At 49.4% G+C, this 18,312-nt stretch carries 14 protein-coding genes and 1 other RNA gene; 11 read left to right on the plus strand and 4 right to left on the minus strand.

The window, feature by feature from the left end; translation table 11 throughout:
• The gene (gene aspS, locus GQ671_RS01840; RefSeq protein WP_160651827.1) at nucleotides 1-1,758 is read left to right on the plus strand and encodes an aspartate--tRNA ligase; all 1,758 of its coding nucleotides are present in this window, start codon (nucleotides 1-3) and stop codon (nucleotides 1,756-1,758) included.
• 54 nt (nucleotides 1,759-1,812) lie between these two features.
• Nucleotides 1,813-2,003: non-coding RNA, 6S RNA (gene ssrS, locus GQ671_RS01845), on the plus strand.
• A gap of 41 nt (nucleotides 2,004-2,044) precedes the next feature.
• On the opposite strand, the gene GQ671_RS01850 is transcribed toward ssrS, so the two are convergent.
• On the minus strand, nucleotides 2,045-3,313 hold the full coding sequence (locus tag GQ671_RS01850; protein WP_160651830.1) for a replication-associated recombination protein A: 1,269 nt from the start codon (nucleotides 3,311-3,313) through the stop codon (nucleotides 2,045-2,047).
• 81 nt (nucleotides 3,314-3,394) lie between these two features.
• Here GQ671_RS01850 and GQ671_RS01855 point away from each other — a divergent pair, with 81 nt between their 5' ends.
• Together GQ671_RS01855 and GQ671_RS01860 are read left to right on the plus strand one after the other, a co-directional pair.
• On the plus strand, nucleotides 3,395-3,811 hold the full coding sequence (locus tag GQ671_RS01855) for an RrF2 family transcriptional regulator (protein WP_160651833.1): 417 nt from the start codon (nucleotides 3,395-3,397) through the stop codon (nucleotides 3,809-3,811).
• 139 nt (nucleotides 3,812-3,950) lie between these two features.
• The gene (locus GQ671_RS01860) at nucleotides 3,951-5,009 is read left to right on the plus strand and encodes a hypothetical protein (protein ID WP_160651836.1); all 1,059 of its coding nucleotides are present in this window, start codon (nucleotides 3,951-3,953) and stop codon (nucleotides 5,007-5,009) included.
• 154 nt (nucleotides 5,010-5,163) lie between these two features.
• On the opposite strand, the gene GQ671_RS01865 is transcribed toward GQ671_RS01860, so the two are convergent.
• Both GQ671_RS01865 and GQ671_RS01870 read right to left on the minus strand, forming a co-directional pair.
• Nucleotides 5,164-6,846, minus strand: coding sequence for an ABC1 kinase family protein (locus GQ671_RS01865; RefSeq protein WP_160651839.1), 1,683 nt, complete (start codon nucleotides 6,844-6,846; stop codon nucleotides 5,164-5,166).
• Nucleotides 6,847-6,922: 76 nt separating this feature from the next.
• Nucleotides 6,923-8,287, minus strand: a complete 1,365-nt coding sequence (locus tag GQ671_RS01870; protein WP_160651842.1) for an aspartate kinase — start codon at nucleotides 8,285-8,287, stop codon at nucleotides 6,923-6,925.
• A gap of 154 nt (nucleotides 8,288-8,441) precedes the next feature.
• Between GQ671_RS01870 and GQ671_RS01875 the strand changes: the two genes are divergently transcribed.
• The 3 genes from GQ671_RS01875 to thrB are packed head-to-tail and all read left to right on the plus strand — an operon-like array spanning nucleotide 8,442 to nucleotide 11,596.
• Nucleotides 8,442-9,659, plus strand: coding sequence for a homoserine dehydrogenase (locus GQ671_RS01875; RefSeq protein ID WP_160651845.1), 1,218 nt, complete (start codon nucleotides 8,442-8,444; stop codon nucleotides 9,657-9,659).
• A 4-nt stretch (nucleotides 9,660-9,663) separates the two neighbouring features.
• On the plus strand, nucleotides 9,664-10,746 hold the full coding sequence (thrC, locus tag GQ671_RS01880) for a threonine synthase (RefSeq protein ID WP_160651848.1): 1,083 nt from the start codon (nucleotides 9,664-9,666) through the stop codon (nucleotides 10,744-10,746).
• Nucleotides 10,685-11,596, plus strand: a complete 912-nt coding sequence (thrB, locus tag GQ671_RS01885) for a homoserine kinase (protein ID WP_246153089.1) — start codon at nucleotides 10,685-10,687, stop codon at nucleotides 11,594-11,596. The genes thrC and thrB overlap by 62 nt, the downstream gene beginning before the upstream one ends.
• Nucleotides 11,597-11,647: 51 nt before the next feature.
• Here thrB and GQ671_RS01890 read toward each other — a convergent pair whose 3' ends face one another.
• Complete coding sequence (locus tag GQ671_RS01890; RefSeq protein ID WP_160651851.1) at nucleotides 11,648-12,649, minus strand: LLM class flavin-dependent oxidoreductase; 1,002 nt, start codon at nucleotides 12,647-12,649, stop codon at nucleotides 11,648-11,650.
• A gap of 145 nt (nucleotides 12,650-12,794) precedes the next feature.
• Between GQ671_RS01890 and GQ671_RS01895 the strand changes: the two genes are divergently transcribed.
• Genes GQ671_RS01895 through recD2 form a run of 4 tightly spaced genes read left to right on the plus strand, consistent with a single transcriptional unit; the run spans nucleotide 12,795 to nucleotide 18,082 of the window.
• Nucleotides 12,795-13,919 (plus strand): cysteine desulfurase family protein, encoded by a 1,125-nt coding sequence (locus GQ671_RS01895; protein ID WP_160651854.1) that lies wholly within the window; start codon nucleotides 12,795-12,797, stop codon nucleotides 13,917-13,919.
• Nucleotides 13,920-13,937: 18 nt separating this feature from the next.
• Nucleotides 13,938-15,044: a tRNA 2-thiouridine(34) synthase MnmA gene (gene mnmA / locus GQ671_RS01900; RefSeq protein WP_160651857.1), complete on the plus strand. Its 1,107-nt coding sequence runs from the start codon at nucleotides 13,938-13,940 to the stop codon at nucleotides 15,042-15,044.
• Entirely contained in the window at nucleotides 15,044-15,709 is a 666-nt protein-coding gene (locus GQ671_RS01905; RefSeq protein ID WP_160651860.1) for a tetratricopeptide repeat protein, read from the plus strand. The genes mnmA and GQ671_RS01905 overlap by 1 nt, the downstream gene beginning before the upstream one ends.
• Nucleotides 15,710-15,715: 6 nt before the next feature.
• A complete protein-coding gene (gene recD2 / locus GQ671_RS01910; protein WP_160651863.1) occupies nucleotides 15,716-18,082 on the plus strand; it encodes an SF1B family DNA helicase RecD2 in 2,367 nt (788 codons plus the stop codon).
• Nucleotides 18,083-18,312: the final 230 nt, after the last annotated feature.

The raw sequence follows: 18,312 nt of genomic DNA on the forward strand, positions 1-18,312 counted from the left end.
ATGAGGAAATATACACGAGAAATTACAGAAGCACTGACAGGAGAGACGGTCCATCTGAAAGGATGGGTACAGAAGAGGCGTGACCTTGGAGGATTGATCTTCATCGATCTGAGAGACCGCGAAGGTCTCATCCAGGTCGTCTTCAATCCTGAAGTATCGGGGTCAGCACTTGAAACGGCTGAACGCATCCGTTCCGAGTTTGTAGTCTCGGTAACTGGCAAAGTACTGGAGCGTGACCCGTCCCAGTATAATGACAACATCCCGACCGGCAAGATCGAAATCATGGCCGACACAGTGGAAGTGCTGTCGAAAGCCAAAACACCGCCGTTCCAGGTCATGGATGAAACTGTCAGTGAAGACGTCGGTCTCAAGTACCGCTACCTCGACCTCAGAAAACCGAAGCTGCAGAATATACTGAAGCTTCGCCACCAGCTCAATCGCAGTGTCAGAAACTTCCTTGACAACGAGGATTTCATCGATATCGAGACGCCTGTACTTTCCAAATCTACACCGGAAGGTGCGCGTGACTATCTTGTACCTTCCCGGGTGCATGAAGGGGAGTTCTACGCTCTGCCGCAGTCACCGCAGATCTATAAGCAGCTGCTGATGCTGTCCGGTATGGAAAAGTACTATCAGATCGTCAAATGTTTCCGTGATGAAGACCTCAGGGCCGACAGGCAGCCTGAGTTCACCCAGATTGATATCGAGATGTCATTTACGGATGAAGAGCAGATGCTTGCGCTGAATGAGCGGATGATCACTCAGGTGATGCGCGATGTCAAAGGCATTGAAGTGACGACACCTTTCCCGAGGATGACCTATCATCAGGCCATGTCTGAATATGGTGTGGACAAGCCGGATACACGGTTTGATCTGAAACTGAATGACCTCAGTGCATTTGCTGAAACCATCGATTTCAAAGTGTTTCGTTCTGCTGTTGAGAATGGTGGCATGGTCAAGGCGATCGTTGTCAAAGGAGAGGAGAGCAATTTCTCCCGAAAAGACATCGATAAGCTCGAGGGATACGTCAAGACATATGGCGCCAAAGGACTTGCGTGGCTGAAAGTGAAAGAGGATGCACTGAATGGACCGATCGCCAAGTTCTTCAACGAACAGAACCAGGCTGATCTTTTTGAGACACTGTCTCTTGAAAACGGTGACCTCATCCTGTTTGTTGCAGATTCGGAAAAGGTCGTCCATGCATCACTCGGCAACTTGCGAAACAAGCTTGCCAGAGACCTCGACCTCATTCCGGAAAACCAGTTCAACTTCCTGTGGGTGACGGACTGGCCGCTGTTCGAGTACGATGAAGATGCCGGCCGCTATTTTGCAGCTCACCATCCATTCACCTCACCAAAAGCCGAAGACGTCGAAAAGCTCGACGAAGCGCCCGAGCAGGTGCTCGCCAATGCATATGATATTGTGCTGAACGGCTACGAACTCGGTGGCGGTTCCATCCGTATCCACGATGCATCGCTCCAGGAGAAGATGTTCAAGGCACTCGGTTTCACAGATGAGGAAAGAGACGAGCAGTTCGGCTTCCTGATTGAAGCCTTCAAATACGGAGCACCACCGCATGGCGGCATTGCATATGGCCTCGACCGTTTCGTCATGCTGCTTGCAGGTACGGACAACATCCGGGACGTCATCGCCTTCCCGAAAACGGCAAGCGCCGGGGACCTGATGATGAATGCACCATCGGAAGTATCAAAACAGCAGCTCAAGGAGCTGCATATAGACGTAGATATTGAAGAATAAAAAAGTGTTTTTTGTTTCTTTTTTCAAAAGGGTATGCTATTATACTTGTAATAGGAATATCTGAGAAGTGCGTGATGTGTTGAATTATATTTTGACCTAACACTTTTTTTAACGGGAGCCCGCTTGTTTTCCTACAAAAAACATGCCTGCTTGACAGGACGTTTGGAGTAGGGAACAGGGCACCCACCTGCAAATAGCAGGCCAAAATAATCAACAAATACACACGGCTTACGCTCGGATATTTCGAAATAAGTACCGAATTATTATAATTCGGTACTTATTTTTTTTATAGTTTTTTAAGTTTATCGTATATATCTCCAAGCTGCTTTTCGTATTTGGAGACATCCGATTTCTCATAATAGGATGAGTTGACAAGGGGATCCGGCAGATACTGCTGGCTGACTACATGATTCGGGTAGTTGTGTGGATATTTGTAGCCGATGGCATTACCGAGCTTCTCGGCACTTTTATAGTGCCCATCACGCAGGTGTTTCGGAATGCTGCCTGTCTTCTTCTTCCTGATGTCGGATAGTGCACCATCGATGCTTTTGATGGCACTGTTCGATTTAGGAGAGAGCGAGAGTTCGATGACAGCCTGCGACAGCGGGATGCGTGCTTCAGGGAAGCCGAGACGCTCAGCAGACTGGATGGCATCAAGTGTTCTTGAAGCGAGCTGCGGATTGGCGAGTCCGATGTCCTCATAGCTGATGACAAGAAGCCGCCTGGCAATTGTGACGAGGTCGCCGGCTTCGACAAGTCTGGCCAGATAGTGTAGGGCGGCATCGACATCACTGCCCCGGATCGACTTCTGGAAGGCACTCATTACATCGTAGTGCTGATCGCCGTCCTTATCATAAAGGAGGTCCGACTTCTGCATGCACGCTTTGGCATCCTCCATACTTATGTGAATCGTCTCCTGTTCACCTGCTTCAGTACTCAGTGCAGCAAGTTCGAGTGCATTCAGTGCACTTCTGACGTCACCCTGGCTGGTATGGGACAAGTATTTCATTGCATCCTCGGAAATCTCGATCTTCATTTTTCCGAGCCCCCGTTCCGTATCACCGATGGCACGCTTCAGCGCTTCCTCGACTTCTTCAGGATCCAGCAGCTCCAGTTCGAATATCTGGCATCTGCTCCTTATTGCCGGATTGATGGCGTGATATGGATTTGAAGTGGTAGCACCAATCAGGATGATGTTGCCGTTTTCCAGATGCGGGAGCAGGAAATCCTGCTTCGCCTTGTCCAGACGGTGGATTTCATCAAGCAGCAGAATGACACTGCCGCTCATCTTTCCCTCTTCGGCAACAGGCTGCATATCCTTCTTTGTGTTGGTGACGGCATTCAGCACTCTGAATTTGAAATTTGTGGATCCGGCAATGGCGCTGGCTATGCTCGTCTTGCCGATGCCGGGTGGACCGTATAGGATCATCGAAGACAGCCTTTTGGCCTTGACCATCCGTCTGATGATGCTGCCTTCACCGACCAGATGATCCTGGCCGAGTACTTCGTCTATGGATTTAGGTCGCATCCTGTAGCTTAATGGTTGAGTAGTCATATTTTCACCTGTTTCAGTCTTATGGTATATTTATTAATACTATAATATAAATAGAAATGAACTTAAACTAAGAGGTGCTTTATGAAAATTACTACACGGGGAAGATACGGACTCTATTTCATGCTGGCGCTTGCCAGAAATTACGGTGAGAAGAAAAGAAGTGTAAAATCAGTGGCGGAGGAAAGAGGCATCAGCGACCTTTATCTGGAGCAGATTGTTGCGAGTCTTAAAAAGGCTGAGCTCATCAAAAGTACACGGGGGGCATACGGTGGATATGAGCTCAATCGTGCGCCGGATGTGATTACTGTCGGACAGATTTTCAGAACGCTCGAAGAAAATATCGTTGCGGTCGAGGGGGATGAAAAGGATACGGATACGGAACGCTATCTATGGGGGCGCATCCGTGATGCGCTTCGAGATGTGCTGGATCATACGACACTTTTCGATATGCTGGAGCATGATGAAGACGAAGTCGACGACTATATGTTCTATATATAAAAAGCAGATTAATATTGTTAATAATCAACCACATGAACATTTCTGTCTTCCTCTTGCATAATGCATATGACTTTTATGAGGAATGTACATCTCCTTCTTTACGGAATATCTATTAAAAATCTAAGCGGAGAAGATAACAATGGATCTTGCAATCATTGGGATGAATTCGATAGGCATCGATCTGTACCTCACTTTGAAGAAAAAATGTTCCAGAGTTTATCTTATTGGTAAAGAAGATGAACCGGGGATGGCAATCAATCAACATGCCATAACCTTGAGAAAAAATGATGTGAATAATATCATCAGCATTGTCAATGAAAATATCAAAAGTCGTTGTATTCTATACTTCACAAACGATATCTATACTGATCTGATAATGGAAGAACATATCAGGGAAAATATATGGTTCAATGAAAATATCATATATTACGGCATTGATTATGCATTCTATTCGAAAATGCGGAAGAAGGAAAGTTATCATGGATTTTTGGAGAAATATGGACTGAATACACCAGCGAGTTACGATTCACCCAGTCTGGCCGGTGAATTGGAATTTCCCATCATATGCAAATATAACGGAATCGGCAATGAAAATTACAAGTATAAAAATAAGTTGATCATGACCAGGGCTGAATTTGAGAAGGAAATCACTCAAGATCATATCAGCGCCTACATCTTTCAAAAATACTATCCGAAAGAAGACTATTCCCAATACAGTTACGGCTGTTTTGTCAATGGCGGCGAAATACTTGCAGATATATATGTCAGACAGGTAGGCCAGTATCCGAAAGGTGTATCCACTTTGGTGATCGAGGAAAAAGAAAGGCCGGATGATTTCATCATTTCGGTAGGAAATCTCCTCAGGGCTGAAGCGTACAGCGGTTTCATAGAGTTTGAAATTCTGAGAAATGAAGACAATATAGTCGTGATAGATATCAATCCGAGACCGTGGGGATGGTTCTACATACTCAACTTCAAATATAGGAATTTCCCTGAACTGGCATCGATGACTTCGCTGATACCTGTTGAATTCAAGAAAACAGGCATCGTATGGGTGAACTATAACCGAATGGCCGCTCAGCTGGTCACAGAACGATCGTTCGGAATAGTGAAGCACATCAGAATCAATCAGAGTCTATTCAACAGCCTGTATTTTGCCGGCCTGTTCCTCAAAAGAAGACTGGCTGCCAGGTTGTAGAGCATTTCCATGCGTACACTCTCACGGAAACTTCATCAGTAAACCCACATGGAGTGGATAGATCAGAAAAAGACATGAAATGGCGCCTCATCCGAATGCCCGGATGAGGCGCCATTTTTCTTCATTTTCAATAACGTGCATTTCTATGCACTTTTTAAAATCTGCCCGATCGGAATATGGAATAAAGCATCCCAACGAACATTATGACAGCCACGATGGACCCGATTTCGATGGCTGGGAAATTGAACAGGATGGTCGACCGGCCGGACAGGGCGGAGCTCATGATCAGTCCTGCCATTATGATGCTGAAGGACAGCAGCACAATACTGAAGGTCAGCCGGTTACCGATTCCATCGATGCGTTTCATGAACTGCTCACTGCGACGCAGCTGGATTTCGACAGGCACTTTCTTGTCTTTCAGACCTTTTGAAAACTCATGCAGATTGCTTGAAGTATCTTTGAAGTCATCGCTCAGATCAAGCCATTGGTGCCACGCCTGATCTGCGATATTCCTCGGATCGAACCGTTCCTTCAGCAGCTGCTGTCCGAATGGTTCTGCAACATCGACAATGCTGAATTCCGGATCCAGCTGTCTGACGATGCTTTCCAGCGTCAGAATGGTCTTGCCGAGCATGGTGAAGTCGGTCGGCAGCTTGATGCGGTGTGTATTGGCAATGCCGAAGATGTCCTGTACCGCTTCCCCGAGGTTCATGCGGCCAAGAGGGACATCATAATATTTATCTCTCAGCAGCTCTGCATCTTTTTTCAATGCCTTCATATCCACTTCATCCGGCACCACTCCCATCCGGGTGATCGCTCTGACAACACCATCCGCATCTTTACGCATCATTGCGATCAGCAGGGAACCGAAGTTTGCTTTCATTTCCTTCGTCATCTTGCCTACCATGCCGAAATCAAGGAAACCGATGGTTTCTCCTTCCAGAATGGTGATATTGCCTGGGTGGGGATCGCCATGAAAGAACCCTTCGATCAGTATCTGATGGAAGATGGCATGGGTCAGTCTTTCTGCCAGCCGTTCTCTGGAATACCCTTTGGCATCCAATGCATCGAGGTCGCTGATCTGAATGCCATCAATGAACTCCATGACGAGGATATTCTTTGTGGTCACATCCCAGTATACTTTCGGAATATGGACTGTCGGATCCGTGTCGAACTGTTTGCCGATCTTTTCGACATTTCTGCCCTCGATGGTGTAGTCGAGTTCTTCTGCAATGGCTCTTGAAAATTCTTCAATCATATCGACCAGCTGGTACTGCCTTGCCCACTGCATCCGTGACTCGGCGAGCATGGCAAGCTGATGGAGAATCTCCAGATCGTTGCGGACAGTCTTCTCTATATTGGGGCGCTGGACTTTGACAGCCACTGCTTCACCGGTGATGAGCTTGGCTCTATGCACCTGGCCGATGGAGGCGGAGCCGATTGGCGTCTCCTCGAAAGTTTCAAAGATATCCCCGACTTCTGCCCCGAGAGCTTCTTCTATTGCTTCTTCAGCTTTTTCATATGAAAAGGGAGGAACATGGTTCTGAAGCTTGGACAGTTCATTGATGATGTCTTCAGGTACAAGGTCTGGACGTGTACTTGCCACCTGGCCGATTTTGACAAAAGTCGGTCCCATCTCTTCAAGGAACAGCCGTATGCGTTCCCCTCTGGTTTTTTCAATATGCTCCTCGTCCCGTCTCAGAAGCAGTCTTTTCGGCAAGGAAAGAACCTCGTCCAGCCCCAGCTCCTCGACAATGTAGCCGAATCCGCTTTTTGAGGATGCCAGAGCGATTTCCCTGTACCGCTTCATGTGCTGCAATCGTTTTTCAAATAACATGCTGCCCCTCCCATTTCTTCATACAGTATCTCTATATACCAGTATACCCTGTGAGGCAGATTCAATCACCTAATTACTATACTTTGACTTCCTTGAAGTAGTTGCTGTAGATGGCACGAAGTGCTTTATGGGCATCTTTGATGTCGATTGCAAACATCATGCTGATCTCAGAGGCACCCTGGTTGATCATCCCGATGTTGACGTCGTTATCGCTCAGGGCAGTCGTCGTCTTGGTGGCGATGCCGACATGCTCCTTCATCCCTTCACCTACAATGACAAGCAGTGCCAGGTCATCTTCTACATACATGGAATCCGGCTCGAGCTTATCTTTGATGTCAGCCATCACATCCTCGAGCTTCGAGTTTCCTTCAAACTGCCTTGTGCGCAGAATGACGGATAGGTTATCAATACCTGATGGGATATGTTCATAGGACAGGCGGTGGTCCTCAAGGATCTGCAGCAGTCTTCTCGTAAATCCGATCTCCCGGTTCATCAGATACTTGTTCATTGTGATTGAGGTGAAGCCTTCATCACAGCTTATGCCGATGACAGGCATTTCAGGTATGAACTCACGGTCCGAGACGATCTTCGTGCCTTCGACGTCGGGATCATTCGTATTTCTGATCATGACAGGGATGTGCTTTTTGAAAACCGGTTCGAGTGCTTCATCATGGAAGACGCCGAACCCTGCATATGAAAGCTCCCGCATCTCACGGTAGGTGATCTCACGGATGGCATGGGGACGATCGATGAGGCCCGGATGTGCCGAATAGATGAAGCTGACATCGGTAAAGTTTTCGTACAGCTCCGCTTCGACACCACGCGCAACAATTGCGCCTGTAATGTCCGAGCCGCCTCTTGGGAAGGTGACAATGGCATCATTTTCGGAACAGCCATAGAAACCTGGAATGACCAGTACGTGTTCGGTCGTCTTCAATCGGTTCAGGGCATCATACGAGGATTCGATCAGCTGGGCATTCGATGGTTCATCCGTAACGAGTATGCCGGCTTCTTTTGGCGACATGTATGCCGCACGCACACCGATCTGGTTCAGATATGCGCTGACCAGCTGGGCGTTGAAATCCTCTCCGCATGACTTCAATGCATCGAGCAGCCGGTCCTTGCTGTCGATCGTTTCAAGATAGTGGACCAGCGTCTGTTCAAACTGTGCGAGCAGTGCCGGATCGATTTCCAGATCTCTGATGATGGATGCGAAACGTTCGATGATGCGGCTGATGGCATCTTCCGTATTCAATCCGGCCGTATGGTTGACATGCAGGGCAATCAGCATGTCCGTCACCTTGGTATCACCACTGGACCTTTTGCCCGGTGCAGAGACGACAGCAATCCGTCGTTCTGCATCACTTCTGATGATGTCGGCTACTTTTCTGATCTGTTCTGAGCTGCATAGCGAGCTGCCGCCAAACTTGACTACTTTCATCTTCTCACACCTTCATTTCTGAAATTTAAAAATAATAATACAGGATAGCCGGAGGCTTGTGTACCTTTTTTTAAATTATTTCTTGAATTTTTGCAGTTTTCTCTCTAATATAAAGGCTTATACTATTAAATCTATGCAGGAGGGTGTGCACGTTATGAATTTGGCAATACTTGGAATGGGGACTGTAGGGTGTGGCGTCATGGAAGTGCTCTCTATGAACAGGGAGAAGATTACAGGACTCATTGGCGAAGAGATTACAGTCAGTCATGTGTTCGTCAGCAACGTCGATAAAGAGCGGGGCGTTGATCTCGGGGAGGCCATTGTGACTGATGATATCGATTCACTGCTGAATTCTGACGAAATAGATGCAGTCATAGAAGTGATGGGCGGCATGGAAACGACACGGGATGTGCTCAGGAAGTTTCTTGAAAAAGGCATTCATGTCATCAGCGCCAACAAGGATATGCTTGCAAAGTATATCGATGAACTGGCTCTGGTGGCCGAAAATAATGGTGCCAGCCTGCTGTATGAAGCAAGCATCGCCGGCGGCATACCGATTGTGAATGCCATAGAGCATGGCCTGAATGCCAACCGGATACATAAGGTCATGGGGATTCTGAATGGTACGACGAACTATATTCTGTCCAAAATGACGAAGGATGGCTGGGATTATGCACGTGCGCTTGATGAAGCCAAGGAGAAAGGCTATGCAGAAGCGGACCCGACGAATGATGTTGATGGCATTGATGCAAAGCGCAAGATTGTTCTGCTGTCACGGCTGGCCTATGGTCTCAAGGTGGATATCGACGAGGTGCCGGTTGCAGGCATCCGCGATGTATCATTGAAGGATATCGAGAATGCCATGACTGCAGGGTTCAAGCTGAAGCTCGTCGGCAAAAGCGAATTCGATGGCGCCGGCATGTCGATTGAAGTGGCACCGGTGCTGCTGCCGGATGATCATCAGCTGTCATCCGTGGAATACGAAAAGAACGCGGTATACGTGATGGGCAATGCAGTCGGTGAGACGATGTTCTACGGACCGGGCGCCGGAGGGCCGGAAACTGCGTCAGCAGTAGTCTCCGACTTGATCAACTGTATGAGGAACCGCGGTGTTGCGCAGCGAAGCGCCAGACCGGAACAGTCTGCACACATTAAAGTATCGAATGTGGAATCCGGCTATTATATCCGCTTCGGCTCGGACCAGGAGAGCGTCAGCGAATATCTTGCAGAAAAGAACGTCGACTATAGACTGATCGATGCAACAGACGACACGACAGTGATTACAGGACCAATCGGGCAGGAGCAGCTGGAAAGACTGAAAAATGATGCACAGCATGGCATCCGCGCACTATATCAGGTGGAAGGGAATTGATAGCATGGTAAACTGGCAAGGTCTGATCAATGAATATACTGAACTGCTTCCCGTAAATGAGAATACACCGCGGCTCACACTGCATGAAGGGGATACGCCGCTGATCCGGCTTGATACACTGAGTGAAAAATTCGAGGCGGAACTCTACGCCAAAGTCGAAGGCGTCAATCCGACCGGTTCATTCAAGGACCGCGGCATGGTCATGGCAGTCGCCAAAGCGAAGGAGGCAGGCGCCCATACGGTCATCTGTGCATCCACCGGAAATACTTCAGCATCCGCCGCGGCCTACGCTTCTCGTGCCGGTCTGAATACGATCGTGGTCATCCCGGAAGGAAAGATTGCTCTTGGCAAGCTCGCCCAGGCAATGATGTATGGTGCGAAAATCGTCTCCATTGAAGGGAACTTCGATGAGGCGCTCAAAATTGTCCGCGGGATTGCCGAGAAGCGGGAAGATATCACGCTCGTCAACTCAGTCAATCCATACAGGCTTGAAGGCCAGAAGACGGCTGCATTCGAAGTGGTCGACGCGCTTGGCAAGGCGCCGGACTACTTGACGATTCCAGTCGGCAATGCAGGAAATATTTCCGCCTACTGGAAAGGGTTCAAGGAATATGATGAAAAGCACTCATGCGGTCTGCCCAAGATCTTCGGCTTCCAGGCCGAAGGATCTGCAGCCATTGTCAAGGACGAGATCATTCCGCATCCTGAGACGATTGCGACGGCCATCAGAATCGGCAACCCGGCAAGCTGGTCGCTGGCTGTTGCCGCCCGTGACGAATCGGGGGGCGTGATCGAAGCGGTCACCGACGATGAAATTCTTGAGGCCTACGAACTGCTTGCGGGTACTGAAGGTATTTTCGCAGAACCGGGTTCCAATGCAAGTGTCGCCGGTATGCTCCGCTCCTTGAAGTCAGGCAAAATTGAAAAGGGGTCGACAGTCGTTACTGTATTGACAGGCAATGGCCTGAAAGACCCTGAAACTGCAATCAACCAGATTACCCAGAAACCGAAGGTGCTGCCAAATGATGAAAAACAGATCATCGAATACATTGAAGCCATTTCACACGATGCCAGTCCATCAGTTTAAAGTACCGGCAACCAGTGCAAATCTCGGTCCAGGCTTTGATTCGATGGGACTTGCGCTCAGCAAGTTCCTTCATATTGAAGCTGCAGAAAGCAGCCGATGGAAGGTCGTTTTCGAAAAGGAATTTCTGGAGGTTCTGCCAGCGGATGAGAAGAATCTGGTCATCAGAACAGCCATCTGGACTGCGGAAAAATACAGCAAAGTGATGCCTGAGCTCGAAATCAGGATGGATAGCGAGATTCCTTTAACCCATGGACTCGGCAGTTCAGCAAGTGCCATCATCGCCGGAATTGAACTTGCCGACCATTTCTGTAGTCTCGGACTGTCCGACTTCGACAAGGTGCTGTGCGGCAGTGAGCTTGAAGGACATCCCGACAATGTCGGACCGGCCATCACAGGTGGCCTGTTCGTGGGCTTCTATGGCGCCGGCAGACTCTATTACCATACATTGGCGTTTTCCGGTGTTGCTGCCATCGTCAGTGTGCCGCCGTATGAAATCGATACGAATGAAGCAAGAGCGGCACTGCCCGAAGCCTACAGGAAATCGGATGCGGTGGATCAGAACGCCATCAACAACGTCATGCTGCTGTCGATCATGAACAGGGACTACCGCTCCATGGGCGAGCTGATGATGCGCGACCTCTATCATGAGCCATACCGTAAGCCGCTCATACAGGAATATGATGAAATACGGTGCATTGCCCTGTCGGAAGGTGCCTATGCTACCGTTATCAGTGGGGCGGGCCCAAGTCTTCTGACGTTGTGTGATGCTGCCGATGCAGACAGAATTGTTGAGGCGCTCGGCAAGGTTTCAGGATGCCTGCATGAAAAAGTGGATATTTTTGAAAGTTAATAGAAGAAGCCCCCATCTGAGATCGATACATCTCGGGTGGGGGCTTCAATACTACTCTCCGTTATACTTCCTGACGACGCTCTCGAAGATATCGTAGGAGCGCTTCTGTGCATCCGTATCATATATATAGCTGACCGCCATGATTTCATCCACGCCATACTGGCTCTGGAACAGTCTCAGCTTCTCGAGTACGGTATCTTCACCGCCCATGAGGGCGACAGGGAACCGGCTCTCGACAACCTGCCTCTCCTGCGGACTCCACAGGGCGGACATGTCATCCACCGGCGGCTGAAGTTTATTTCTGCCACCGCGTACAACATTCAGTACGAACTGCGACATGGTTGTGGAAAGGTATTTCGCTGCCTCATCCGTGTCTGCACAGATGACGTTCAGGCATGCAATCTTGTACGGGGCATCAAGCTGATCGGACGGCTTGAATTCCCGTTCATATATTTTGAAGGCTTCATCCATCTGTCCTGGTGCAAAATGGGCTGCGAATGCATAAGGCAGGCCGAGGCGTGCAGCAAGGTGGGCAGAATCAGTCGATGAGCCGAGTATATATAACGGGATGTTCGTGCCATGGCCTGGAAAGGCGGTGACTTTTGTCGGTTCATCGGACAGGTACTGTCTGATCTCCTCGACTTCCGATCCGAATGTATATACGCCATCATGGTTGTTGCGCCGGATGGCACCCGCTGTAAGCATGTCCGTACCCGGTGCGCGGCCGAGTCCGATGTCGAGCCTGTCACCGAAAATGGCATGCATGGTGCCGAACTCTTCCGAGACGATCAGCGGAGAATGGTTCGGCAGCATGACGCCACCACTGCCGACACGTATATTTTCTGTATGGTGCAGTATGTGCTGGATGAGCTGGCGTGTCGCAGAGGAGGCGATCGAAGTCGTATTATGGTGCTCAGCCACCCAGTACCTGGCATAGTCGGAATGATCCACATGCTGTGCAAGTGCGACCATATCGCTGAATGCTTCCCTGGCGTCCTTGCCTTCGCGTACAGGTACAAGATTCAAAATGGATGGTGTCAGTTTCTTTGTCATTGGTAAATCCTCCTATTCTGCAACAATTATCGGCCATACGAATTATTTTGTCTAATAAACGGTTCGGAAAGTATAAAAATTTCATGTGGCATGTTAAAATGCTATATTGTATTAATAAAGCTATTTCGGAGACAGGGTGATAAAAGTGGCAATATATGCAGACTATGCGGCAACAACGCCGGTGGACAAGGAAATTCTAAAAAAGGTGATCGACAGTGCGGATGTATTCGGAAATCCTTCGAGCATCCATAAGTTTGGCAAGCAGGCCAAGGCCATTCTTGAAAAGTCACGGCGGGATGTTGCGTCACTGCTCAATGCATCCCCCGCTGAAATCATTTTTACGAGCGGTGCCACCGAGGCGAACAACATGGCAATAAGAGGTGTTGTTGCGCGTCACCATCGGCCACATATCATTACGACCGAGATTGAGCATGCCTCTGTACTCAATACTTTCAAATCATTGTCGGCTGAAGCCGATGTAACCTATCTGCCAACCCATGAAAATGGTGTCATCGATACTGGAGTATTGAAAAGTGCGCTCAGGGAAGATACGGCACTCGTATCGATCATGCTGGTCAACAATGAGACAGGTGTCATGCAGCCGATCTATGAAATCAGGGAAATTCTTGCCGGACATGATGCACTGCTCCATATCGATGCAGTCCAGGCATTCGGGCATATGGCAGTCGATGTCAAGGACCTTGGTGCAGACCTGCTGTCATTGAGCGCACATAAGCTCTATGGTCCAAAAGGAATCGGTCTGCTCTACAAGTCCAAGGATGTCAGGCTCGACCCGATGATCACAGGCGGTTCTCAGGAACGTGATGCAAGAGGGGGCACCGAGAACGGACTGTGGATCCAGGCGATGGCTGAAGCCATGAAGCGTGCATCGGATGAATCGACAAGGAGAAGCCTCAAGGAAATGCAGCTGAAGGAACGCTTCCTGAACACGCTGACAATGGCAGAAGTGCCGTTTGAAGTGAATGGAGACGTCAACCAGTCGGCGAGCCATATCATCAATCTTCATTTCCCGTGGTCCCAGGCAGAGTTCCTGCTGACGGCACTGGATATGGCGGACATCTATCTGTCTGCAGGCTCTGCCTGCCATGCAGGTACACTGGAACCATCGCATGTCCTCGAATCGATGTATGGCAAAACGGAAAGAAGCACAAAATCCATCCGCTTCAGCTTTTCATACTTGATGGCGGATGAAGACATAGAACATATTGTGGAAGCGCTGAAAGAAATATATGAAAGACTCATGAAGTAAATGGAGAGGAATGATCTGATGGATAATTCAAATATCACTGTCGTCGTTGGCATGAGTGGTGGGGTGGACAGCTCGGTTACAGCCAAACTGCTCAAGGACCAGGGCTACAATACCATTGGGATTTTTATGAAGAACTGGGACGATACCGATGAGTTCGGCGTCTGTACCGCAACCGATGACTACGAGGATGTAAGGCTTGTCGCCGAGGAGATCGGCATCCCGTACTACTCTGTGAATTTCGAGAAGGAGTACTACGACCGTGTGTTCCAGTACTTCCTCGATGAATACAAGAAAGGCAGGACACCGAACCCGGATGTCATGTGCAACAAGGAGATCAAATTCAAAGCATTTCTTGATCACGCGATGAAGCTCGGTGCCGACTATGTTGCAACCGGCCATTATGCGCGCGTCACCCATGATGAAAACGGTACAAGCATGCTGAGAGGGGTCGACCGCAACAAGGATCAGACTTACTTTTTGAATCAGCTGTCACAGGAACAGCTGTCCCGCGTCATGTTCCCACTCGGGCACATGGACAAGACGGAAGTAAGGAAATTGGCCCATGAGTATGACCTGGCAACGAAGGATAAGAAGGATTCCACCGGCATCTGCTTCATCGGCGAGCGTGATTTCAAGGAATTTCTGAGCGGCTATCTGCCTGCCAATCCGGGCCGCATGATCAACATGGATACGGGTGAGGACAAAGGACAGCATGATGGTCTGATGTACTATACGATCGGCCAGCGCCAGGGACTCGGAATCGGCGGAGACGGCGGACCTTATTTTGTTGCCGGCAAGAACCTTGAAACGAATGAACTCTATGTCGTTTCCGGCTATCATAATGAAGCACTGTACTCCTCAAGCCTGGAAGCGTCCGACATCAACTTCATCACTGAAGTACCGGACCACTTCGAGTGTACGGCAAAATTCAGGTATCGCCAGGAAGATGAACCTGTCACCGTGACCAGGATGGACGATGGCAGACTGCACGTCGAATTCAAAGATGCAGCCCGTGCCATCACACCGGGTCAGGCAGTTGTATTCTATGATGATGAAGTGTGCCTTGGCGGTGCGACGATCGACCGTGTCTTCAAGGAAGCAAGAGAGCTGGAGTACCTCGGCTAATGTCTATCGGATATGAACAGCTGATCAAGGAAGGCAGAATTGAAGAAGCGCTTACGGAGATCTTCCGGGAGATAGAAGAGAATCCGGACCAGGAGGCCCATCATATCAATGCGGGCAACCTGCTGCACCAGGCCGGACGGGACGAGGAAGCGGAACGCTTCCTCCAGAAGGCGATCACGCTCAACCCGGGCAGTACAAGTGCATACTATACACTCGCCAACATCTATTACGACAATGAGCGGTTTGAGGAGGCTGTGAGGCTCTATCTTCTGGCATACAGCCGTAACCCTGAAGATGCGGATCTCAACTTCATGCTTGCCATGTCGCATGTGCACCTCGGCGGATCTGAACGGGCACTGCAGTTCTTTGAAGCGGCACACAAGGCTAAGCCGGAAGACCTGGAAGTCACATTCCAGTACGGGCTTCTATGCTGCCAGATCGGATTGTATGATCCGGCTGAAAGGCTGCTCGGTGAAGTCGTCGACAAGGGCGGGAATGCAGATGCCGAATACAATATGGGGCTTCTGACAGTGATGAAGTATGATGATAAGGAACAAGCCCTCGAGCATTTCCACAAGGCAGTGGAAATCCAAGGGGACCATCATCTGGCACATCACGCCATCAGCAAGTTCGAAATGGAAGATTCAGAGCACCAGGGACGGTGATTTCAGTTGGCACAATCAACAATATATGATGAAACCTATATCGTAGGAGAGGTGGAGCGCGTCATTTTCTTAAGTGAACAGACGCGCTTTACTGTACTTAAAGTACTGATCGGCGAAACGAATACCCACTTCAGTGATGAAGTGATTGTTACCGGCTATTTTCATGCAATCGCTGAAGGTGAAACCTACCGTTTCACCGGCAAGATAACGAGTCATGCACGGTTTGGTGAGCAGTTCAGTGCAGAAACTTTCAAGAAGGAGCAGCCGACGACAGTACGCGGTGTCATCCAGTACCTCTCCGGCGAAACATTCCCGGGCATCGGGGAAAAGACCGCCAAGAAGATCGTGGAGACACTGGGTGTGGATGCGCTGAAGAAGATCGCCGACGACCGCACGGTGCTTAAGGGCATCGAAGGCCTGTCTGCTAAAAAGCAGGAGATGATCCATAACCGGATCCTTGAAAACAGCCAGACCGAACGGCTGGTCATCAAACTCACCGAGTACGGCTTTGGCGCACGCATGAGCGCCAAAATCATGAAGACCTATCAGGATCAGGCACTGCACGTCATCGAGAAGGATCCCTACAGGCTGGTCATGGATATTGAAGGTGTGGGCTTCCAGACCGCAGACCGCATCGCCTATTCCGCCGGTATCGCAAGAAATGATGAAACCCGCCTCCAGGCAGGCATCATGTATATCATGGAAGGCATCGTCATGTCGGATGGTCATACGTACATGGATTACACTACACTCGCTGAAATGACCGGCGATCTGCTCAACCAGGACGGTCAGGAATATTTCACGCAGAAGGATGTCGGTGCCACAATCGACGCACTGTCGGATAATGACAAGCTGGTGCAGTATGAGGACCGGATCTATATCCCTTCGCTGTTTTATTCCGAGTACAAGTCCTCCGAGCAGATATACCGTATGATCAATGACCGCACGGATGTGGCCGTCAGCGGGGAGAAGGCCGGGGAAGTCATCGGCGAGGTCGGGGAACGGTTCGATATCCACTACAATGCCAAACAGAAGTCTGCCATGATTGCCGCGCTGACAGAGAAGATCTCAATCATCACAGGGGGTCCTGGAACAGGCAAGACGACCATCGTCAAAGGCATCATCCGTGCATATCACCAGCTGCATGATCTGAAGGACCATGATGAATATGACAAGGATGAGTATCCCATCCGACTCGTGGCGCCGACGGGCCGGGCATCGAAACGACTCAGTGAAACTGCCGGCATTCCAGCATCCACCATCCATAGGATGATCGGCTGGGGCATGGATACCGAAAAGGATGAAATGATCGATGCTGAAATCGATGCCGATCTGATCATCATCGATGAGATGTCCATGGTCGACACCTGGCTCTTCTATCAGCTGATGCGCAATGTTCAACCGTATACGAGCCTTGTATTCGTCGGAGACCGTGATCAGCTGCCATCAGTCGGCCCAGGCACTGTATTCAAGGATCTGATTGAATCGGAAATCATTCCAGTGACAGAACTGGATACGATATACCGGCAAGGGGAGGGGTCCTCGATCATCCGTCTGGCCCACGAAATCAAGGAGCAGAGGAAGATGGACATCACCCAGAAGTTCAAGGACCGACTGTTCATCCCGGCAAAAGTGAACCAGATTCCGGAACTTGTCGACAATGTCGTCAACAAGGCGGTTTCCAAAGGATACGACATGCGGGATATCCAGGTACTCGCACCGATATACAAGGGCAACGCCGGAATACTGAAGCTGAATCAGATTCTCCAGTCCATACTTAATCCGCAGGATGAAGATAAAAATGAAATCGCCTTCGGTGATGTCATCTTCAGGGAAGGCGACAAGGTCATCCAGCTCGTCAATCGGGCCGAAGACAATATTTTCAACGGGGACTCCGGCATCATCGATTCGATTCTTTTCAAAGATCAGGACCAGGCCGAGAAGGATTCGATTCTGGTGGACTACGACGGCATCCATATCGCCTATGAAAGAAAGGAACTGACCGAACTGGCACATGCCTACTGTACCAGCATCCATAAGGCGCAGGGCAGCGAGTACCCGATCGTCATCATGCCGGTGGTGAGAAGCTATCGTCATATGCTGATGAAGAATATCGTCTATACAGGGATTACACGTGCCAAGGAATCGCTGATTCTATGCGGGGACCCGGACGCGTTCTACGAATCACTCGAAAAAGAGGGGATAGAACGCCGTACATCCCTGTATGAGATGATCCGTCTGCTGTTCGGCAGGACATCCGGGGAAGCACCGGCAGAACCAGGTGAAATGCCGGAGGTGCTGAGTGAGGAGACGATGTTCAACATACCGGCGATGATCAACATGGGTGACGCCACCCCCTACGATTTTGATTGACATATGAAGTGAATATTTCTATAATCAAAGCAAGTTTGATCAAGAGGGAATCTTGAACGGATGTCATGCGTATTCAGAGACATTGTGGCTGGTGAAAACAATGATGCATCCATCCGTGTGCTATTTTCCACTCCATGTAAATACTCTTTGAGTGATGACGATGTCATAACTTGGGTGGTACCGCGGTAAAGACCGTCCCATTATTTTGGGAAGGTCTTTTTATTTTTCAT

It is taken from the genome of Salinicoccus hispanicus (assembly GCF_009831115.1).
GTDB classification, from domain to species: domain Bacteria; phylum Bacillota; class Bacilli; order Staphylococcales; family Salinicoccaceae; genus Salinicoccus; species Salinicoccus hispanicus.